The sequence below is a fragment of the Caballeronia sp. GAWG1-1 genome (assembly GCF_023631465.1).
Lineage (GTDB): Bacteria > Pseudomonadota > Gammaproteobacteria > Burkholderiales > Burkholderiaceae > Caballeronia.
This window is the reverse complement of the sequence record NZ_JALQDB010000011.1, coordinates 20200-41151: the sequence shown is the minus strand read 5'-3', so window position 1 is coordinate 41151 and position 20952 is coordinate 20200. Positions and strand designations below refer to the sequence as shown.

The 20952-nt window shown below is 62.4% G+C and carries 19 protein-coding genes and 1 other RNA gene; 5 read left to right on the top strand and 15 right to left on the bottom strand.

Annotated features, from left to right (window positions below; translation table 11 throughout):
- Nucleotides 1-97: 97 nt before the first annotated feature.
- The 3 genes from NCT03_RS06615 to ndk form a co-directional block, all read right to left on the bottom strand.
- Entirely contained in the window at nt 98-1186 is a 1089-nt protein-coding gene (locus NCT03_RS06615) for a helix-turn-helix domain-containing protein (protein ID WP_250492299.1), read from the bottom strand.
- A 187-nt stretch (nt 1187-1373) separates the two neighbouring features.
- The gene (rlmN, locus tag NCT03_RS06610) at nt 1374-2516 is read right to left on the bottom strand and encodes a dual-specificity RNA methyltransferase RlmN (RefSeq protein ID WP_250492298.1); all 1143 of its coding nucleotides are present in this window, start codon (nt 2514-2516) and stop codon (nt 1374-1376) included.
- A gap of 164 nt (nt 2517-2680) precedes the next feature.
- Nucleotides 2681-3106 (bottom strand): nucleoside-diphosphate kinase, encoded by a 426-nt coding sequence (gene ndk / locus NCT03_RS06605; protein ID WP_244825340.1) that lies wholly within the window; start codon nt 3104-3106, stop codon nt 2681-2683.
- 356 nt (nt 3107-3462) lie between these two features.
- On the opposite strand from ndk, the gene NCT03_RS06600 reads away from it, so the two are divergent.
- A complete protein-coding gene (locus NCT03_RS06600) occupies nt 3463-4161 on the top strand; it encodes a Bax inhibitor-1/YccA family protein (protein ID WP_250492297.1) in 699 nt (232 codons plus the stop codon).
- Between the two features lie 71 nt (nt 4162-4232).
- Here the strand turns inward: NCT03_RS06600 and rlmD are convergent, their stop codons facing one another.
- The 6 genes from rlmD to surE all read right to left on the bottom strand — a co-directional run bounded on the left by rlmD (nt 4233) and on the right by surE (nt 10447).
- The gene (gene rlmD, locus NCT03_RS06595; RefSeq protein ID WP_250492296.1) at nt 4233-5651 is read right to left on the bottom strand and encodes a 23S rRNA (uracil(1939)-C(5))-methyltransferase RlmD; all 1419 of its coding nucleotides are present in this window, start codon (nt 5649-5651) and stop codon (nt 4233-4235) included.
- Nucleotides 5652-5716: 65 nt separating this feature from the next.
- A complete protein-coding gene (locus NCT03_RS06590; RefSeq protein WP_250492295.1) occupies nt 5717-6493 on the bottom strand; it encodes a 3'-5' exonuclease in 777 nt (258 codons plus the stop codon).
- 45 nt (nt 6494-6538) lie between these two features.
- Nucleotides 6539-7636: an RNA polymerase sigma factor RpoS gene (gene rpoS / locus NCT03_RS06585; RefSeq protein ID WP_250464972.1), complete on the bottom strand. Its 1098-nt coding sequence runs from the start codon at nt 7634-7636 to the stop codon at nt 6539-6541.
- An 11-nt stretch (nt 7637-7647) separates the two neighbouring features.
- Nucleotides 7648-8589: a peptidoglycan DD-metalloendopeptidase family protein gene (locus NCT03_RS06580; protein ID WP_244825345.1), complete on the bottom strand. Its 942-nt coding sequence runs from the start codon at nt 8587-8589 to the stop codon at nt 7648-7650.
- Between the two features lie 5 nt (nt 8590-8594).
- A complete protein-coding gene (locus NCT03_RS06575; RefSeq protein ID WP_250492294.1) occupies nt 8595-9692 on the bottom strand; it encodes a protein-L-isoaspartate(D-aspartate) O-methyltransferase in 1098 nt (365 codons plus the stop codon).
- A complete protein-coding gene (gene surE, locus NCT03_RS06570) occupies nt 9689-10447 on the bottom strand; it encodes a 5'/3'-nucleotidase SurE (RefSeq protein ID WP_250492293.1) in 759 nt (252 codons plus the stop codon). Before surE ends, NCT03_RS06575 begins: the two co-directional genes overlap by 4 nt.
- Before the next feature lie 103 nt (nt 10448-10550).
- Between surE and NCT03_RS06565 the strand changes: the two genes are divergently transcribed.
- A complete protein-coding gene (locus tag NCT03_RS06565; RefSeq protein ID WP_250492292.1) occupies nt 10551-11525 on the top strand; it encodes an NADPH:quinone oxidoreductase family protein in 975 nt (324 codons plus the stop codon).
- 130 nt (nt 11526-11655) lie between these two features.
- On the opposite strand, the gene NCT03_RS06560 is transcribed toward NCT03_RS06565, so the two are convergent.
- The 6 genes from NCT03_RS06560 to ffs form a co-directional block, all read right to left on the bottom strand.
- A complete protein-coding gene (locus NCT03_RS06560; RefSeq protein ID WP_244825349.1) occupies nt 11656-12861 on the bottom strand; it encodes a CaiB/BaiF CoA transferase family protein in 1206 nt (401 codons plus the stop codon).
- A 21-nt stretch (nt 12862-12882) separates the two neighbouring features.
- On the bottom strand, nt 12883-13107 hold the full coding sequence (locus NCT03_RS06555) for a DUF1653 domain-containing protein (RefSeq protein ID WP_045450705.1): 225 nt from the start codon (nt 13105-13107) through the stop codon (nt 12883-12885).
- A 22-nt stretch (nt 13108-13129) separates the two neighbouring features.
- Nucleotides 13130-13726, bottom strand: coding sequence for a recombination mediator RecR (gene recR / locus NCT03_RS06550; protein WP_244825350.1), 597 nt, complete (start codon nt 13724-13726; stop codon nt 13130-13132).
- Between the two features lie 59 nt (nt 13727-13785).
- Nucleotides 13786-14112 (bottom strand): YbaB/EbfC family nucleoid-associated protein, encoded by a 327-nt coding sequence (locus NCT03_RS06545; RefSeq protein ID WP_244825351.1) that lies wholly within the window; start codon nt 14110-14112, stop codon nt 13786-13788.
- A gap of 118 nt (nt 14113-14230) precedes the next feature.
- The gene (gene dnaX / locus NCT03_RS06540; protein ID WP_250492291.1) at nt 14231-17362 is read right to left on the bottom strand and encodes a DNA polymerase III subunit gamma/tau; all 3132 of its coding nucleotides are present in this window, start codon (nt 17360-17362) and stop codon (nt 14231-14233) included.
- Nucleotides 17363-17547: 185 nt separating this feature from the next.
- Nucleotides 17548-17646, bottom strand: an RNA gene (gene ffs, locus NCT03_RS06535) — signal recognition particle sRNA small type.
- A 347-nt stretch (nt 17647-17993) separates the two neighbouring features.
- Between ffs and trxA the strand changes: the two genes are divergently transcribed.
- From trxA to NCT03_RS06520, 3 genes are all read left to right on the top strand, one after another.
- Complete coding sequence (gene trxA / locus NCT03_RS06530; protein WP_008349330.1) at nt 17994-18320, top strand: thioredoxin TrxA; 327 nt, start codon at nt 17994-17996, stop codon at nt 18318-18320.
- 240 nt (nt 18321-18560) lie between these two features.
- Complete coding sequence (gene rho / locus NCT03_RS06525) at nt 18561-19826, top strand: transcription termination factor Rho (protein ID WP_244825353.1); 1266 nt, start codon at nt 18561-18563, stop codon at nt 19824-19826.
- 211 nt (nt 19827-20037) lie between these two features.
- Nucleotides 20038-20862, top strand: coding sequence for a M90 family metallopeptidase (locus NCT03_RS06520; RefSeq protein WP_250492290.1), 825 nt, complete (start codon nt 20038-20040; stop codon nt 20860-20862).
- The last annotated feature ends 90 nt before the right edge of the window (nt 20863-20952 follow it).

Sequence of the window (20952 nt, the reverse complement as noted above, 5' to 3'; positions counted from 1 at the left end):
TATGGAACCTTGAACGGGCATCACGGCAAAAGCCGGAATGCCCATGACTTGCACGCGCGCTGAACCTCCGACTCCGACACCGCTACGCGCCGCCCGTTCAGGGCAGCGTGAAGCGCGCGACGTTGCCGCGTGCGGAAACGTATTTCTTGGCGTCGACCGGTTGATCGTCAAACGAGATGGAATCGACGCTCTTCGCGTTGCCGACGGTCACCTTGAACGGCGCTTCGCCCTGCACGCGTTGCGTGCTTCCCGCGTGGACGAGACCGGAGAAAACCTCCTTGCCGTCCTTGCCGCGCACGCTGAACCAGCTATCTTCCTTCACTTTCAATTCGACTGCGCTTGCGCCCGTGCCGGCGACGACCGGCGCGGATGCGGCAGCGCCGGCGGCCGGCGCCTGCTTGGCTGCGGCCGACGCGCTTGCGCCCTGCAACGCCGCAATGGTCGACGACGAGGCCGGCAACGCGTTCGTGCCGAGCGGACGTGGCATCGGCTGTTCGCCCGGCGCGGCGGCCACTTCGGGCAGCGAGGCGGCTTCGCCGGTGTTCGCTGCGGCGGCTTCATCAGGCGTGGAAACGACGGAAGCGGACACCGTGTCGCCCGGCGCAGCCGTGCCAGCGCGCGTGCTCGACTTGAGGCGCGCGAGCCACGCCGACGAATCGCCGCCGGTATGCCACATCACGAGCGCGGCCAGCACCACGACGACCGCCGCGATGCCCCAGAGCCACGAGCGTTTCTTGCCCGACGAACCACCGAGTGGCACCGACACGCGCTGTCGCGGCAGACCCGCACCCGCCGAAGCCGGCACTTTCAGATTTTGCCCGACCGCCGCGCCCTCGCGACGAAACGCCTGCGTGAAAGGCGCGGGATCGGTACCGAGAACCTTGGCGTAGCTACGCACGATACCCGCTGCGAACGTGCGATCGGGCAATTGACTGATGTCGCCCGCTTCGAGCGCGAGCAGCTTATTCGGCGACACCTTGAGACGCGCTGAAATATCGTCGATCGACCATGACTTCGCGTGACGAAGCTGCGCGAGCCGCGCGCCGACGGCGGCAATCGAATCCAGAGGCCCCGTCTGGCTCGCGTTCGATGCCGCCCCGCCAGTGCCCGCCTGACTGTCATGCTCATTGACAGGAAGACCCCCGGTATGACTGCCAAAAGGCGTCGGGTGCTGCGGCTCACTCATCCCAATTTCCTCGCATCGATTCTTTTATATAGCGCGGCTAAGCCGGCGGATTGCATCAAAACGTGAACGATACAGCCCCGGCAATGTTGCAGACCGCTTTATAACAAAATGTTCGGCTTTGCGCGCCGGCCTGGCGCGACTTCCGTCTTTTCGGACTTGTTTTTCTTCGCTGTACGGCGGCAATGCGTCAGACCGCGCGCACCTCGATCACCTTGCCTGGCGCGCGACCCATGCGTTCCACGAGGCGCGTGCGATCCTTCACCTCGCCCGCAAGCTGCCCGCAAGCTGCGTCGATGTCGTCGCCGCGCGTCTTGCGCACGGTGGTGACGATGCCCGCGTCCATCAGAACCTGCGCGAAGCGCTTGATCTGCTCGTTCTTCGAGCGAGTCAGACCTGATTCCGGGAACGGATTGAACGGAATGAGGTTGAATTTGCACGGCACGTCGCGCGTGACGGCCAGCAGTTCGCGCGCATGGGCTTCGGTGTCGTTGACGCCGTCGAGCATGCAGTATTCGAACGTGATGAAATCGCGCGGCGCAACCTTCAGATAGCGCTGGCACGCAGCCATCAATTCACGCAGCGGATACTTCTTGTTGAGCGGCACCAGCATGTCACGCAGCGGGTCGTTCGGCGCGTGTAGCGACACGGCAAGCGCCACTGGCAGATCCGCGGCGAGGCGGTCCATCATGGGCACGACGCCGGAAGTGGATAGCGTCACACGACGGCGCGACAGGCCATAGGCGTTGTCGTCGAGCATCAGACGCATGGCGGGCACGACGGCGTCGTAATTCAGCATGGGCTCGCCCATGCCCATCATCACGACATTGGTGATGACGCGCTCGCCCTTTCCCGGGCCGCCGACTTCGCGCCCGAGCGACTTGCGCAGCGCGAATTCGGCCATGCGCAACTGCCCGATGATCTCGCCAGTGGTCAGATTGCGGGAAAATCCCTGCTTGCCTGTGGAACAGAACCGGCAGTTCACCGCGCAGCCTGCCTGCGAGGACACGCACAACGTGCCGCGCGTCTCTTCGGGAATGAACACGGTTTCGACCGCGTCGCCGTTGCCTACGTCGATCAGCCACTTGCGCGTGCCGTCGGTGGAAACGTGATCGCGAGAGATTTCGGGCATCGCCAAACTGGCGCGACCCTTGAGTTTTTCGCGCAGCGATTTGGCGAGGTCCGTCATGCCGTCGAAGTCGTCGACGCCATATTGGTGGATCCAGCGCTGCAATTGCTTGGCGCGAAACGGCTTTTCGCCAAGGCTGTCGCAATAAGCGACGAGCCCGGCGGCGTCGAGATCGAGAAGATTGACGGTGCTGCTGTTCGTCATGTCGAGTCCTGCCATTTCAGATTGCGAAGCTCGGGAGCTTTTGCCCGAGACCGTTCGCGCCAATTCCTGCATGTTCCAGCTTTTCAAGCGATGCCGGCGCGACAGCCGCATGATCCGGCGCACTTCCTCGGAGGCGCGGACCGATGCGGCAACCAACGCGCGACTTAACGCGAGTAGACGTTCACTTGCGGGAAGAAGAACGCGATTTCCTGCGCTGCCGTTTCCGGAGCGTCGGAACCATGCACGGCGTTTGCATCGATGCTGTCCGCGAAATCAGCGCGGATCGTGCCCTTGTCTGCCTTCTTCGGATCGGTCGCGCCCATCAGGTCGCGGTTCTTGATGATCGCGCCTTCGCCTTCCAGCACTTGAATCTGCACCGGACCGGAGATCATGAATTCCACGAGGTCCTTGAAGAACGGGCGTGCAGCGTGCACTGCGTAGAACTTTTCCGCGTCCGCGCGCGACAGATGCACCATGCGCGAAGCAATGATCTTGAGTCCAGCACTCTCGAAACGGCTGTAGATTTGGCCGATAACATTCTTTGCCACTGCGTCCGGCTTGATAATCGACAGGGTGCGCTCGATTGCCATGAAAAACTCCAAAAAATTAACGGTTTACGGATTAAAAGGAATCGACAATTGTAGCATGAAGCAGGGTATGATTGCGATTGAAACCTTACGGCGCCGTAAGGGTCGAACCGCCATACGTCAGCGTGCCTCAAGCGTGTATCTCGCCGAGAAACGTCGGCGCCATTGATTTCGGACCGTGCGGCAGTCATATTGGAGTCGAGCCGCGCTTTGCAACCGCCTCGCGACGTCAGGCGCTGCACGAAACCGGAATGGCGCGGGCAACGGCCTCATAATCGCTTAAGTATTCCTACCGTATCATTCGTGTATGACGGATGTAGCGCGGGTCGACGACAGACAATTTGAAGCAAGGAGAAACCATGAACGAATCACCCTACAGTTTTGGACGCAACGGCAGCGTCACTTCGGTCGAGGTGCGCAACCGCGTGCTACGCAACACTTACTGGCTGCTGGCGCTTTCCATGGTGCCGACGGTGCTCGGCGCGTGGGTCGGCGTCGCGACGGGCTTTTCCCTGTTCGCGGCCACCAGCCCGGCAATGAGCTTCATCGCGTTCATGGCGATTGCGTTCGGCTTCATGTTCGCCATCGAGAAAACGAAAAACAGCAGCATGGGCGTGGTCGTCCTGCTCGGCTTCACGTTCTTCATGGGCCTGATGCTCTCGCGTCTTCTGAGCTTCATCCTCGGTTTCTCGAATGGGCCGCAGCTCATCATGATGGCCTTTGGCGGCACGGGCGTGATTTTCGCGGCCATGGCGACCATCGCCACGGTCAGCAAGCGTGACTTTTCGGGCCTCGGCAAGTGGCTGTTCATGGGCGTGATGGTCATTCTGCTGGCTGCAGTCGCGAACATTTTCCTGCAACTGCCGGCGCTCATGCTGACGATCTCCGTGCTCGCCATCGTCATCTTCTCGGCTTACATGCTGTTCGACGTGCAGCGCGTTGTGAATGGCGGCGAGACGAACTACATCAGCGCGACGCTCGCCATCTACCTCGATCTGTACAACGTCTTCACGAATTTGCTGGCACTGCTCGGCATCTTCGGCGGCAACCGGAACTGATCGAACCGGTGCTTCAAACGAAAAACCGGCCTTCGGGCCGGTTTTTTTGCGCCTTCTTAAATAAAAGCGCTTCAGTCGCGTTCGAACAATGCAATGGATTCGACGTGCGACGTATGCGGGAACATGTTGACGACGCCCGCTCCCTTCATCCAATACCCCGCCTCGTGGACGAGCAGGCCGGCGTCGCGCGCGAGCGTCGCCGGGTTGCACGACACATAGACGATGCGCTTCGGCAGCGAACCCTCGCCGCTCTGAGCGATGTCCGCAAGCGCCTTCGCCACTGCGAGCGCGCCCTCGCGCGGCGGATCGATCAGATATTTGTCGAAGTGCCCGAGCGCGCGCAGATCGTCGGCAGTCACTTCGAACAAATTGCGGCAGGCAAACGACGTATGGCCGTCCACGCCATTGGCCTGCGCGTTTTCCAGCGCGCGCGTGGTCAACGCTTCGCTTCCTTCGATACCCACCACTTCGCGCGACACGCGCGCAAGCGGCAGCGTAAAGTTGCCGATGCCGCAAAACAGATCGAGCACGCGATCGTTCGGTTCCGGCGCGAGCAGGCTCAACGCGCGCGCCACGAGCACGCGGTTGATCTGATGGTTCACCTGCGTGAAATCAGTCGGCTTGAATGGCATGCGGATGTGAAACTCCGGCAGCGTATAAGCCAGTTCGCTCTCGAGCGGATAAAACGGATAAACCGTGTCGGGACCTTTCGGCTGCAGCCAGAATTGCACGCCGGCGTGTTCGTCGGCAAAGGCGCGCAAAAGCGCTTCGTCGGCGTCGTTGAGCGGTTCGAGAATGCGCAACACCAGCGCCGTCACGTCCGCGCCAACCGCAAGCTCGATCTGCGGCATGCGGTCACGAATGGACAAACCGGCTACCAGATGCCGCAGTGGCACGAGCATGGCGGAAACGTGCGGCGGCAGCACCTCGCAGCTCGTCATGTCGGCGACATAGCTGCTCTTGCGTTCATGAAAGCCGACGAGCACGCCGCCCTTCTTCTCTACGTGCCGCACCGTCAGGCGCGCGCGATAGCGATAACCCCACGACGGTCCGTGAATCGGCCGGAACATGGTTTCCGCGCGCAGTTTCGACAAATGCTGAAGATTGTCCTCGAGCACGCGCTGCTTCACGGCAATCTGCGCGCGCACGTCGAGATGCTGCATGGAACAACCGCCGCACGTGCCGAAGAACTGACACTTCGGCTTCGTGCGGATGACCGCTTCGCGCAACACGTTCACCACTTGCGCCTGCTCGAAACTCGGCTTCTTGCGATAGCTCGAATAGCTCACTCGTTCGCCGGGCAGCGCGCCTTCGACGAAGATCACCTTGCCCGGCTCGCCGTTCTCGTTGACCGTGCGGCCGACGCCGCGCGCGTCCATGTCGAGTGACTCGATTTCGATTTCGGGCGCGACGAATGACGGATCGGGCGTAACGGTTTTGGCCGGCGCGGCGCGGCGGCGATGCGAATTTTTTCGAGCGGCTTCAGACACCTGCGTACTTCCTGACTGACGTGTTGGCAAAGGCGAGATTGTAGACGAACGTCACGGCCTCGCACTCACCGGCCGAATGCGGTGAGATATTCGGCCCAATGCGGCGACGCTTCCAGCGCGAGCGCGTTCTTCACGAAGTTGATCTCGTCCGCGTACTCGTCCGGCGTGAGTCCGCCACGCATCATCTGAAAGCGGCAATACATGAGGTAAGTGTTGACGACATCCGTTTCGCAATAGTTACGGATCTCGTCGATCTGACCATCGCAATAGGCGTCCCACACCTTGCCGCCGTCCATGCCCAGCTTGCCTGGGAAGCCGCACAGTTTGGCGAGTGCATCGAGCGGCGCGTTGGCGCGCGCCTGATACATCGCGAGCACGTCCATCAGGTCGAGATGCCGCATGTGATAGCGGCTGATGTAGTTGTTGAACCTGAACTCGCGATCGTCCTGGCCCAAGTCCCAGTAACGCGGCGCCGCGATGCCATGCACGAGCGCACGATAATGAAGCACGGGCAGATCGAAACCGCCGCCGTTCCACGAGACGAGTTGCGGCGTGTATTTCTCGATCACGCGATAAAACGACTGGATCAGCGATGCCTCGCCATCCGTCTTCGTGCCGAGCGAGCGCACGCGAAAACCGCTGTCGTCGCGAAAGACGCAGGAGATGGCGGCAATGCGTTGCAGATGATGCGGCAAGAAGTCGTTGCCTACGCGCTCGCGGCGCGCGGCGAACGCGTGTTCGGCGACTTCGCGCGCGGACAGATCGTCGGGTAAGTCTTCGAGACGGCGAATGCCGTCGACATCGGGAATGGTCTCGATGTCGAATACGAGAATCGGTGTCATTGAATTCTGGAAACGCGGCGCTCTTTCGAACGCCGCTTTGGAGCGTTAAAGCACGGCGTCCTTTCGCACGCCGTTCGAGGCGAAGAAGCGTTTGAGCCGCACGAGCGCCTCTTGCTGGATTTGCCGTACGCGTTCGCGCGTGAGGCCCATTTCATCGGCCAGTTCTTCGAGCGTGGCGGGTTCGATATGGTTCAGCCCGAAACGCCGTTCGATCACATGCCGATGTTTGTCCGACAGACGCGAAAGCCAGAGCCGCGTGAGCGTTTCCAGTTCGCGGTGCTGAACTTCGGCATCCGGCGACTGGCTTTGATCGTCCGAAAGAAGATCGAGCAAGCTGCTGCCGGGGTCGAGGTCGAGCGGCGCATCGAGCGAAGCCGTGTGTTCGTTGAGCGCGAGGATATCGGTGACTTCCTCCGGCGTCTTGCCGGTGAGATACGCAATATCCTCGATGCTCGCGTCGCGGCGCTCGGGCGCGACGGGATCGGTGGAATTCGCCGAGTTCTTTTCCAGATGACGCTTCGCGCGCAACACTTGATTCAGTTCGCGAATCACATGCACCGGAAGGCGCACCGTGCGCGCCTGATTCATGATTGCGCGCTCGATGCTCTGGCGAATCCACCACGTGGCATAGGTCGAAAAACGAAAACCGCGCGTGGGATCGAATTTTTCGATTGCGTGCATGAGACCGAGGTTGCCTTCCTCGATCAGATCGAGCAAAGGCACGCCGCGATTGAGATAACCCTTAGCGATACTCACCACCAGCCGCAAATTGCGCTCGATCATGACCTGGCGCGCCTCGAACTCGCCCGCCTTGGCAAGACGCGAATAACGCTGCTCTTCCTCGACGGTGAGCAGCGGCTTCACGCTGATGCGATTGAGGTAATGCTGAATGGTGTCGGCCGTCAGTTCGGCCTGCAAAAGAGAGCGAAAGTCGTCGGGTTCGGGCGCGGAATCGTTTGCGCCTTCTCCCGACTCGTCGCCGCCCTTTTTACGGTTTTCGCCTTCTTCGTCGGAATCGATATCGACGTCGATGTTTTCGGCATCGTCGTCTCGGGTCGAAGCACCGTCTTCCACCGACACTTGCAACGGTCGGCTGATGGTCTCAGTCTCGGCTTGCGGCTGGCGGCGCTTCGTTTTTTGCATGATGGCTCGCTTTATTGCGGCGGCAAATACTTCAGTGGGTCAACAGGTTTTCCCTGCCGGCGAACTTCGAAATGCAACATCACACGGTCTGAATCGCTGTTACCCATTTCGGCGATTTTTTGACCTTTGGTCACCGCGTCTCCTTCTTTTACCATCAAAGCGCGGTTGTGTGCGTACGCAGTGAGAAAAGTCGCGTCGTGCTTGATGATGATGAGATTCCCGTAGCCGCGCAAGCCATTTCCGGAGTAGACGACCCTGCCATCCGCCGATGCATTGACTGCATCTCCCGGTGCACCGCCAATGTTCAAACCTTTGTTCTTCGCGTCGTCGAATGTGCCTAGAATCGGACCACGCGCCGGCCAGATGAAAGCCGGTTGAGCCGTTGCCGCGCTGTCCACGCCCGGCGCCGGCGTGGTGCCCGCGAGCGCACCCGATGCAGCGCCCGGCGCCGCGCCCATGCCCGACGACGGACCGTAGTACGGCGGCTGCGTCGTTGCACCCGACTGCGGCGTGCCATAGACCCCCGCGCCGCCGTTAAGCGGTTGCGTAGCCACCGCGCCACCCGCGATCGGTGCGGTCGACACGCCCGGCGTCGCCGCTGCCAGATTCGCACCCGGAGGCGCCACGCGCACCAGTTGACCGACTTCGATCTGGTTCGGGTTCGTCAGGTTATTCCACGTTGCGATGTCGTGATAATTCTGACCGTTTTCCAATGCGATCCGATATAGGGTGTCGCCCGGTTTCACGCGAATATAGCCAGGCGGCGGCGGCTGGTTGGCAAGCGCGGCGGCATCTGTGGCGATAGGCGCGCCCGTTCTGTCGACCACCGGCGCTGAATCCATCCGCGACGCACAGGCCGCCAGCATGGACAGCGCAAGGACGCACACACCGCGCTGCGCCGCCGTCAGGCGAACGTCCGCACGCGTTTCTCGCAAAGCACGCAAGATACTCATCGGTTTCAAATCACTCCGGATTTTAAAGGTACAAAAAAAACGCGATCGAGCTGCGACTCCCGCCATTGCGTGGCCGACACGCGCGTGACGAGCGTGAGCACCTGCGACTGCGCGGCCTGCGAGCCCACCGGCGCGACGAGCCTGCCGCCTATCGCCAGTTGTTCGAGCAAGGCCTGCGGCACGTCGAGTCCCGCGCACGCGATCACGATGGCATCGAACGGCGCCGCGGCAGCCAGTCCGAGCCGCCCGTCGCCGTAATGCAGCCGGATGTTCGGCACACGCAGCGGCCGAAGATTGAGCTTGGCGCGTTCGGACAACGGCCGCACGCGCTCGATCGAATAAACCTCGGTTGCGACCTGCGACAGCACCGCTGCCTGATAGCCGCAACCGGTGCCGATTTCCAGCACCTTGTCCAACGTGCGCCCGGCCGCGACCAGTTCGATCATGCGCGCGACGACCGACGGCTTCGAGATGGTCTGATGGTGACCGATCGGCAGCGCGGCATCTTCGTAAGCCTGCGCGGCGAGGCCGGGGTCGACGAACATATGGCGCGGCACGACCGACATGGCGTTCAACACGCGCGGGTCGGTCACGCCGTTCGTGCGCAGGCGTTCGACCATGCGCTCGCGCACCCGTTCCGAGGCGAGCGTCTGCGTGCTGGCGAATGCCACGTTGGGCGCGCCCTTTTTCGTGGCCGTCGATGCCGCGTTCAGATCGCGTCCGGCGGGACGCTGCGCGGTGCGCAATGCACTCGTTCGGGGATGCGGCGCCTGGGCCGGACTGCGATTCGCGCCCGGAACCGGTTTCGCGGTTCCACTTGCCGGTTTGGCAGCGGCCTTGGCGACGGACTTGACGACAGGCTGGGCTACCGAGCGCACCGGAAAAACCGTGGTCGCGGACTTGGCAGATGCCGCCGCGCTCACCGGATTCTTGAGCGCTGAAGCCGCGCCGCGCACACTGCCCGGCTTCGCGGCAGCGGCTTTCGTGGTCGATACCGCCACCGACTTGGCGCGCGCGTCCTGCGTGCGGCCGGCCGGCTTGCGCGGCTCGCGCACGAGGTCCGCGAGCGCCAGCGGGAAGCGCTTGGCGCGCTCGTCGCTCATGAGCGACGGCTCCCGGCTTGCGCCCATTCGCGGGTCTCGGCCATGAGTTTCGTGTGAGTCAGGTCGAGCTGCAGCGGCGTGATCGAAACGAAGCCGTTCGCGACTGCGTGAAAGTCGGTGCCTTCGCTGGCGTCGAGCGCGTCGCCCGACGGGCCGATCCAGTAGATCGGGTTGCCGCGCGGGTCGGTCTGGCGAACTACCGGCTGCGACGGATGCCGCTTGCCCAGACGCGTGACCTTCCACTCGCGCAGTTGGTCGTACGGCAGGCTCGGAATATTGACGTTCAGAAGCGGATGACCCGGCATGGGGTGATCCAGAAAGTGCGCGACGATTTCGGCGGCCACGCGCGCCGCATCTTCTAGATGCAGCCAGTCACGCCCGACGAGCGAAAACGCGATAGCCGGAATGCCGAACATGAAGCCTTCGGTGGCGGCCGCGACCGTGCCGGAATAGAGCGTGTCCTCGCCGACATTCTGGCCGTTGTTGATCCCTGACACGACGAGATCGGGCCTCGTTTCGAGCATGCCGGTGAGCGCGATATGCACCGAGTCGGTTGGCGTGCCGTTCACGAAGTTGAAACCGTTAGCCGACTGATGCACGCTCAATGGCCGCGACAACGTGAGCGAGTTGGACGAGCCGCTGCAGTTCTGCTCCGGCGCCATCACCGTTACTTCGCCGAGCGGCTGCAAGGCGTCGTGCAGCACGTTGATGCCGCGCGCCAGGTAGCCGTCGTCGTTGCTGAGTAGGATTCGCATCCGGCGATTGTAACCGAGGAAACATGACGCGCCCACGCTTTGCGGGGTCGCGCACAGACAGCCGTCTGCCCTACACTTGGCGCCAGCCCATCAAGGAGGACACATGCGCGCCGTTCGATGCAACCAACACGGATTACCCGATACGCTCACCGTCGAAACGCTGCCGGATTTGCACCCCGAAGCCGGGGAAATCGTCATCGATGTGAAGGCCGCGAGCGTGAATTTTCCCGATGTACTGATCATCCAGAACAAGTACCAATTCAAACCGCCGCTGCCATTTACGCCGGGTGCGGAACTCGCGGGAATCGTGCGTGAGGTGGGTGCGGGCGTCACGCGCGTGAAACCTGGCATGCGCGTCGCGGCTTACACCGCGCAAGGGGCATTCGCGCAACAGGCGCGTGCTCGGGAAACGGATTGCGTCGTGCTGCCTGACGACGTCGACCTCGCGCTCGCCGCGGCCTTCACGCTTGCCTACGGCACGTCCTATCACGCGCTCGTGGATCGCGGCGCGCTCAAGTCGGGCGAGACGCTCCTCGTGCTCGGCGCGGCGGGCGGCGTCGGCGTCGCGGCCATTCAGATCGGCAAGATTCTCGGCGCGCGCGTGATCGCGGCGGCATCGAGCGCGGAAAAGCTCGCGTTCTGTCGCGAGCAAGGCGCGGATGAAATCATCGACTATCGAAACGAAGACTTGCGCGAGCGCGTCAAGGCGCTCACCCATGGCCAAGGTCCCGATGTCATATTCGATCCGGTGGGCGGCGCCTATGCCGAACCGGCGTTTCGCAGCATCGGCTGGCGCGGGCGTTATCTCGTGGTCGGCTTCGCCAACGGCGAGATCCCGAAGCTGCCGCTCAACCTCGCGTTGTTGAAGGGCGCGAGCATCGTCGGCGTGTTCTGGGGCGATCACATGCGCCGCGAACACGCGATCGCCGATACCGAATTTGCCACCATGGTGGACTGGATCAAGGACGGCAAGTTGCTGCCGGTGGTGACCAAACGCTATCCGCTCGATGCAACCGCGCAAGCCCTCGATGACATGATGAACCGGCGCGTGACGGGGAAGATCGTGATCGAGCCTTGAGGCGCTTCGAAGGTTGGTCGTGGGCCACGGTGCATGCGCGACGCCCTGCCCCATGCGCAAGCCGGCACCGGTGTCGCGGCCATCTTCGGGCCGCCGCGAGAGTTCGCGTTTTTTACGCGTAACGACTTCCTCAGATCACGTTCGCCGCACGCAACCGCGCGATGTCGTCCTCGGCATACCCAAGCGACCGAAGCACTTCGTCCGTATGTTCACCGAGTTGCGGCCCGAGCCAGCGCGTCTCGCCAGGCGTCTCGGACAGCTTCGGCGTCACGTTGGGCAGCGTGATCTCACGGCCGTCCTGCCACGGAAAACGCTGCAGCATTTGACGCGCGATGTACTGCGGATCGGTGAACATGTCGGCCACGCTGTAGATACGGCCAGCGGGCACATCGGCGGCGTTGAGCACGGCGAGTGCCTCGTCGATACTGCGCGTCGACAACCACGCGGCGATGGCATCGTCGATTTCCTGCGTGCGCGGCACGCGGCCATCGTTCGAAGCGAGCGCGGGATCGTCGGCGAGATCGGCGCGGTCGATTGCCGTCATCAACCGCTTGAAAATGGGATCGCTATTGCCGCCAATGACGATGCTGCCGTCGCGGCACGGATAGGTATTCGACGGCACGATGCCCGGCAGCGACGCGCCGGTGCGCTCGCGCACCATGCCATAGACGCCGTACTCGGGCACCACGCTTTCCATCATGTTGAAGACGGCTTCGTAGAGCGCGACATCGACCACCTGCCCTTTGCCGCCATTCACCTGCCGATGATGCAGCGCCATCAACGCGCCGATCACGCCGTGCAGCGCGGCAATGGAGTCGCCAATGGAAATGCCGATGCGCGGCGGCGGTAACTCGGGATAGCCCGTGATATGACGCAAGCCGCCCATCGATTCGGCGATCGCGCCAAAGCCCGGTCTGTCGCGATACGGCCCGGTCTGGCCGTATCCCGAGAGCCGCACCATCACGAGACCGGGGTTTTCGGCAGAAAGCACCTCATAGCCGAGCCCAAGTTTTTCGAGCAAGCCCGGCCGAAAATTTTCGACGACGATATCCGCTTCTTTCGCCAGCCGCCGCACGATCTCCTTGCCCTCTTCGGCCTTCAGATTGATCGTCACGGACTTCTTGTTGCGCGCCTGTACCGCCCACCAGAGCGACGTTCCGCCCACTTCGGGATACAGCTTGCGCCACTTGCGCAGCGGATCGCCGCCCTTCGGATCTTCGATCTTGATGACATCCGCGCCGAATTCGCCCATGAAGCGCGCCGCGAACGGTCCCGCGATGAGCGTGCCGAGTTCCAGCACCTTGACGCCGGCAAGCGGGCCCGTCGATGCGGTCATGTCGTTCGTCTCCGCCAATTTTTAAAGTGGGATGTCGAGTGGCTTGAAGCGCGGCGTGCCGTCGGCGAGCGTCTCGTTGAACATCGCGGCGGGCCGCACCCACAAACCGCGATCATGCGGCCAGAGATGCTCGTAGACGATCATGGCTTCCTCGGTTTCCGAGTGCCGCGCGACGCCGATCACGCGATACAGCCCGCCCTTGTAATGTCGATGCGTCGCGAGCGCGAGTGCTTCGGTTTCTGTCATCGATGCAGTCCTTGATCTTTTCTCACACCGAGCGGCGGTCGAGCATCGCGCGGGCGATGGTGCCGGCATCGACGTATTCGAGTTCGCCGCCCACCGGTACGCCGCGCGCGAGCCGCGTGACCTTCAGCCCTTTAGACTTGAGCGTCTGTGCCAGATAGTGCGCGGTCGCCTCGCCTTCGTTGGTGAAGTTGGTGGCAAGCACCACTTCATTCACGGTGCCGTCGAGCGCGCGGTTGATGAGCCGCTCGAAGTGAATTTCCTTCGGCCCGATGCCGTCGAGCGGACTCAGCCGGCCCATCAACACGAAGTAGAGCCCGCGATACGTGAGCGTCTGCTCCAGCATGATCTGATCGGCCGGCGTCTCGACGACGCATAGAAGCGCGGAATCGCGTTCTTCGTCGCTGCATACTTCGCAGATGTCGGCTTCGGTGAAGGTATTGCACTTCTCGCAGTGCTTCAGATGCCCGGTCGCGAACAACAGCGCGTTGCCGAGTTTGTCGGCGCCCGCGCGGTCGTGCTGCATCAGGTGATACGCCATGCGCTGCGCCGACTTCGGGCCGACGCCGGGCAGCGCACGCAGCGCTTCGACGAGCGCCGACAAGGCGGATGGTTGTTTCATGTGTCCTCATGGGCGGGCCGAAAGCGCGGCAAACGCCGCGTGCGCCTTCGGCCACGCGCTTAAAACGGCAGCTTGAAGCCGGGCGGCATGGGCATGCCGGCCGTCATGCCGCCCATCTTTTCCTGCGTGGTGGCTTCGGCCTTGCGCACGGCGTCGTTGAACGCGGCGGCAACCAGGTCTTCGAGCATGTCCTTGTCGTCGGCGAGCAGGCTCGGGTCGATCTGCACGCGGCGCACGTCGTTCTTGCAGGTCATCGTCACCTTGACGAGACCGGCGCCGGACTGGCCTTCGACCTCGATCAGCGCGAGCTGATCCTGCATCTTCTTCATGTTTTCCTGCATTTGCTGAGCTTGCTTCATCAGCCCGGCGAGTTGGTTCTTCATCATGATTCGGCTCCTTGAAACGGATAGTGCGTATGACGGGCAGACGCTCAGGCGAAAATGCCCGTGCGCCCGGTTGATTCGTTCGCGGCGCGGCTTCTGACGGCGCGCCTCGCGGGATGGCTTATCTTACAGAAGACGCGCCCGAAGGATTCGCGCCCGTTGCGGCAACCGGCTTGATCGATCCCTGCACGATGCTCGCGCCGAAATCGCGAATGAGCGATTGCACGAACGGGTCTTGCCTGATTTCCTGCTCGGCTTGCTGCTGGCGTTTAGCGCGTTCGGCGGCGTCGAGCGCGGCGGCGGTGCGGCGTGCGGGCGCAACCGACACATTGACCTCGAGCGCGCGGCCGAGTTTCTCCGTGAGCGCGGTCTTGAGCTTGGCGACTTGCGCGGCGTCCGCGTATTGCGGCACGGGAACGACGAGCGTGAGCGAACTGGCGTCGCAGGCGGTCAGTTCGCTGTTGAACGCGAGCTGGTATGCGATGCCCTTGAGCGGCAGATCGACCGCGAGCGTCGCCCATTCTCCCGCGATGCCGATAGCGTCGAGCGGCACGGCGGGCGGCAGCGGCGTGGCGTCGATCTTCGGCGCGGGCTTCGCCGCGGGCGCGGGTTCGTTGCCGAAGCGCATGTCGTCCGGTGCGTTATCGAACGCGGGCATGTAGCCGTCGTCGGGAGCGGCGGAGAAGTATTCATCCTCCGATCCGGGTGGCGGGTAGTCGTCGGGCGGCATGTCTTCCCAAGGAGGGATGACCTTGGGGATTGCTTTCGCGTTGGCGTCATTGCCGGCGCGAGCGGTATTGTCGACGCTGGCGTTCGTGTTGGTGTTGGCGCTACCGTTGCCCTTGCTGTCGACGCGAACGTTGCCGCCCACGCCGGCGCTGCGCCCGCGAACGCCATTGTCGAGGCCGACGTTGCTCCCGCCAATGGCATCAGCACCCGCGTTGTCTGCCGCGGGCGTCGCCTGTAAGTCAGAGCCCGCGCTGGCGCGCGGCGCGACGCGGCGCGGCGTCGGCACGGGAACCGAGGGCTTCGGCACGGCAAGTTTCGTTGCAGCAGGAGCGCCCGCTGGCGCGGCCGCCGCGCCTCTTCCACCGCGATCCGATGAAAGTCGCATGCCCGCACTACGCAATACTTCGAGCGCATCCCTCGCGCCACCTGCGGCGCTGCGCGGCGCGACTGATCCGGCAGACGGCGACGCGGTTTCGGACGCGCCATTATTAGAAGCCTCGTCTACAGCTTGCCGAGCCGCGGCAGACAGCGGCGCCGATGCGACTGGCACTTCGTCGGACACAACGTCTCGTGCATTCCCGACAGCAGATGGCGTATTGGCCTGAACGATCTGTCCTGTGCCTTGCGCGAGCGGCGATTCGGCGGCCTCAGCTACAGAAGGCGACTCGGCAGAGTCGGCCTTCCGCACATCTGAAGATGCGGCGCTCGGCGTGGCCGAATCGAAGTCTTTCCGCGCCACTGGTGCATCGCTTGAAGATGCGATGGTGTTCAGAGGCGCGGCCGAATCGGCAGCGGCAATATCCCGTGCGCCTGAAGGCGTGGCGCTATCTGCAACAGGAGCGGGATTGGCAGTGGCCGTCTGCGCGCCTGAAGATGCGGCGCTGTCCGACACTAAAGCTGAATAACCGACGTCCGCTCTCGATGCGCTTGACAAGCCAGCCATGTTTGCAAGCGCAGTCGAATCGCCAGAGGTCGCGTTCTTTGCGCCCGAAGGAGCGGCACTTCCTCCGTCCCGCAAGTCCGCGGAACCGGCGTAAGCCGCACGCGATGCCGCATCCGCCATCGCCGATTCTCGTGCATCGGATGCGCCGACTGGCTTCGCGACTGATTCAGCCGATTCGACGCTGCGCTTCGCTTCAGCGCCCGCAAGCTCGTCGGATGCGTCACGTGGCCCGACCTTCGCCGAGCTCGCAGACCGTGCGCCGTGCTTATCCAATGTCGAAACAGCCGCTTCACCCCACTCAGCCAACTTCTCAAAAGAACGGTCGCTAATCTGGTGCCGCGCGCCCGCTCGATCCGCCAAAACTCCATCGCGAGCCACCGGTGCCGGCGCCACGGCCCGCTCCGCCATAGCTCCCGCGAGCGCCGCATTGCGCGCGCCCTTCACGCTTTGCGGCGCGCTCACCACGAGCCCGCCACCGCCACCTCCGCCCGGCCCGCCAGCGGGTTCGAACGCGAGCATGCGCAGAAGCGTCATGGTGAAGCCCGCGTATTCATCCGGCGCGAGGCCCAGCTCGCTGCGCCCGACGGTCGCGATCTGATAGAACAACTGAACCTGTTCGGCCGACAAGCCCTCGGCGAATCGACGAATATCTCCCGCCTCCGGCCACTCGTCCAGCACCGATGCCGGCGCGAACTGCGCCCACGCAATCCGATGCAGCAAGCTCGCCAGATCCTGCAACGCGGTCGAGAACGATAGACTGCGCAAAGCCATTTCATCGGCGATGGCGAGCACGCCCGCGCCATCGCTTGCGGCGAGGGCATCGAGCAGGCGGATCAGATAGCTTTGATCCAGCGCGCCGAGCATGCCGCGCACGGCTTCCTCGGTCACCTGATTGGCCGAATAGGCGATAGCCTGATCGGTCAGCGAAAGCGCGTCGCGCATGCTGCCGTCCGCCGCGCGCGACAACAACCGCAGCGCCTGCACTTCGAAAGCAATGCTCTCTTGCTGGAGGATGTTCTCCAGATGCGACACGATATGTCCCGCGGGCATCTGCTTCAGATTGAACTGGAGGCAGCGCGACAGCACGGTGACCGGAATCTTCTGCGGATCGGTCGTGGCGAGAATGAACTTCACATGCGGAGGCGGCTCTTCCAACGTCTTCAACATGGCGTTGAACGCGTGGTTCGTGAGCATGTGCACTTCGTCGATCATGTAGACCTTGAAGCGCGCGTCGACCGGTGCATAAACCGCGCGCTCGAGCAGCGCCGCCATTTCGTCGACACCGCGATTGCTCGCCGCATCCATTTCGACGTAATCGACGAAACGGCCTTCGTCGATTTCCCGGCAAGCGCGGCACACGCCGCACGGCTTCGAGGTCACGCCGGTTTCACAGTTGAGCGCTTTTGCAAAGATGCGCGAAAGCGTGGTCTTGCCGACGCCGCGCGTACCCGTGAAAAGATACGCGTGATGCAGGCGGCCACCGTCGAGCGCGTGCGTGAGCGCACGAACGACGTGCTCCTGGCCGACGAGCGACTCGAACGATTTCGGCCGCCATTTGCGTGCGAGAACTTGATAGGTCATGCGCGAAATTGTATCAGCAACGACTAGCGGCAAACGCCGCCGAAAGCGGCTGTCCGGCGCATCCGGAGCACGCGTGAAGATGCGGATTCAAGTCGCGTAGATGCGAGCGAATCGACTAAAAACCAGAGGAGAGTGAAGCAGGAAACCGCGGAGATTGAAGCCGGAAAAACGCAAATAAAGCGGAAGGTGACGAGCCCGACCCTCGGCACTGGTGGAAAGCGGCTGTGGCTGCTTCGTTCCCGACCTGACCAGGTTGACCGCGCCACCATGCGAGGAGGCCCGTCACGTCGAATCATATCACGCCGATAGCCGCGCCCGATAGACCTCGCGAGCACGTCGCCGACTGCATGCGGCTCCGCTCTTGCATTGCCCGAATGCGCCTCCAGTTGAGCAATGAAGGGCTGCGCGACGGCGCCTATCGGCATCGGCGACAGATAGCAAATTAAGCTAAGATGAGCGTTGAATCACGTGCGGCGCATGCTTCATCGTCCATGCGGCCAGTCCGCAAGGCTCGTCAGACGTGGTAAGCCGGCTTCGTCTCGCCCAAGCGGCGACGAAAATCTTTTACTGTTTTGGTGTATCGTGGCGAGCATTCAAACGCGGGCCTCGAATCAATAGAGGTATTCAGACAATGAGCGAATCAATCAAGCACATCAGCGACGCATCTTTCGAACAAGACGTCGTCAAGTCGGACAAACCTGTTCTGCTCGATTTCTGGGCCGAGTGGTGCGGTCCGTGCAAGATGATTGCCCCGATCCTCGATGAAGTCGCAAAGGATTACGGCGATCGCCTGCAAATCGCGAAGATCAACGTCGACGAGCATCAATCGACGCCGGTGAAGTTCGGCGTGCGCGGTATCCCCACGCTGATCCTGTTCAAGAACGGCGCAGTGGCCGCGCAGAAGGTCGGCGCGCTGTCGAAGTCGCAGTTGACCGCGTTCCTGGACAGCAACCTGTAATAGCTCGACCGGTTCGGAGCCAGCATCGTCGGCCTTTGAACCGCGCTTGAACCACAGCGCCGATGTTGTCCACCGACAACATCGGCGCCAAAGCCCCGCCCCCGGCCAACCTAAGGCTCGCGTCGCGTGTGCTATGCTAGAATTACAAGAGTTCAAGAAGTACTAAGTCCTAGAGCGGTTCCGCTCACCTCTTCTCCCAAATCTTTCTGTCGTACCTCTTCTCCCTGGCGGGAAATCCGTATGCATTTATCCGAGCTCAAGTCTCAGCACGTGTCTGCACTGATCGAGATGGCCAATGGCCTCGAGATCGAAAATGCGAACCGCCTGCGCAAGCAGGAACTCATGTTCGCCATACTTAAAAAGCGCGCCAAGGGTGGCGACACGATTTTCGGCGACGGCACGCTTGAAGTGCTGCCCGACGGCTTCGGCTTCTTGCGTTCACCCGAGACTTCGTATCTCGCGAGTACGGACGACATCTATATCAGCCCGTCGCAGATTCGCCGCTTCAATCTGCACACCGGCGACACCATCGAAGGCGAAGTGCGCACGCCGAAAGACGGCGAGCGCTATTTCGCGCTGGTGAAGGTCGACAAAGTCAACGGGCAGCCGCCCGAGGCCTCGAAACATAAGATCATGTTCGAGAACCTCACGCCGCTGCATCCGAATAAGCCGTTGCCGCTCGAGCGCGAAATGCGCGGCGAGGAAAACGTCACCGGCCGGATCATCGACATGATCTCGCCTATCGGCAAGGGCCAGCGCGGTCTGCTCGTGGCGTCGCCGAAGTCGGGCAAGACGGTGATGCTTCAGCACATCGCGCATGCCATCAAGTCGAACCACCCGGATATCGTGCTGTTCGTGCTGCTCATCGACGAGCGTCCGGAAGAAGTCACGGAAATGCAGCGTTCGGTCAAGGGCGAAGTGATCGCTTCCACCTTCGACGAACCTGCCGCGCGCCACGTCCAAGTCGCGGAAATGGTGATCGAAAAGGCCAAGCGCCTGGTCGAAATGAAGCACGATGTCGTGATTCTGCTCGACTCCATCACGCGTCTCGCACGCGCCTACAACACGGTCGTGCCGGCCTCTGGCAAGGTGCTGACGGGCGGTGTCGACGCCAACGCGCTGCAGCGTCCGAAGCGCTTCTTCGGCGCCGCGCGCAATATCGAGGAAGGCGGGTCGCTCACGATCATCGGCACCGCGCTGATCGAAACCGGCAGCCGCATGGACGACGTGATCTACGAAGAGTTCAAGGGCACCGGCAACATGGAAGTGCACCTGGAACGGCGTCTCGCGGAAAAGCGCGTGTATCCGTCGATCAATCTGAACAAGTCGGGCACGCGCCGCGAGGAACTGCTGATCAAGCCGGACCTGCTGCAAAAGGTTTGGGTGCTGCGCAAGTTCATTCACGACATGGACGAAGTTGAAGCCATGGAATTCCTGCTCGACAAGATCCGTCAGACGAAGAGCAATTCCGAGTTCTTCGACTTGATGCGGCGTGGTGGCAGCTGATTTGCCATTCGCTTCTGCGTCGAGAAAAAACCGCCTGCCTTCGGTCAGGCGGTTTTTTTATGTCGTCACTGTCGGCTGATGTCGATTCGCGTTTGCCGGCCCCTCTATCCGCGTGGCGACAGCTCCAGCCGATCCCGCAAGCAGCGCATTTTGCCCACGGTCGTCCCCCATCCGTACAATCCGGTCTATCGCGCTTCCAACGCCTCAATCGATGACCAATCCCTTCACCCGCTGGTTCGGCGCGCAACGCCGCGAGCGCACGCTGCGCAAATACGCGATCGACGAAAGCCTGTGGCGGCGCACCCTCGATGCGTATCCGTGCTTCGGCCACCTGAATCCTGCCGACCTCGAACGTCTGCGCGAGACCGCGAGTCTCTTCATCGCGCAAAAGGAATTTTCGACCGCGCACGATCTCGAACTGACCGACGCCATGATCGTCTCCATCGCCGCGCAAGCCTGCCTGCCCGTCCTCAACCTCAGTCTCGACCTTTATCGCGGCTGGGTCGGCGTGATTGTCTATCCGGGCGAGTTCGTCATCAAAAAGACGGTGGAAGATCAGGACGGCGTCGTGCACGAAGTGGAACACGATGCCAGCGGCGAAGCATGGGAAGGCGGCCCGGTCGTGCTCTCGTGGGAAGATGCCCAGATGGCCGATGGCGCCGACGCCTACAACGTGGTGATCCACGAATTCGCCCACAAGATCGACATGGTGAACGGCGAGGCCGATGGTCATCCGCCGCTCTATCGACGCTGGCACGCGCCGCTCGACTCGACCGCATGGGCCGATGTCTTCGATAACGCCTATGACCGATTCTGCGCCCGCGTCGACGCGGTGCCGCAGCGCCGTTTCGGCCGCTTCGAGCGCGAATCGCTGATCGATCCCTACGCGACGGATCATCCATCCGAGTTTTTCGCGGTCTGCAGCGAGGCGCTGTTCGTTACGCCGAAACCCTTCGAAGCGGAGTATCCCGAGTTGTATCGCCTGCTTGCGCGCTATTACCGGCAGGACCCGGCGGGTGTCGACGCCCTCGTCTAAAGCTTCCCAAAAAGATGTCAAGGGTCTGATTTTCTGGCATAATCGCCGTTTTTCGACCCTAGGCAAGTGACTCGCACGAGCGCCTTGAAC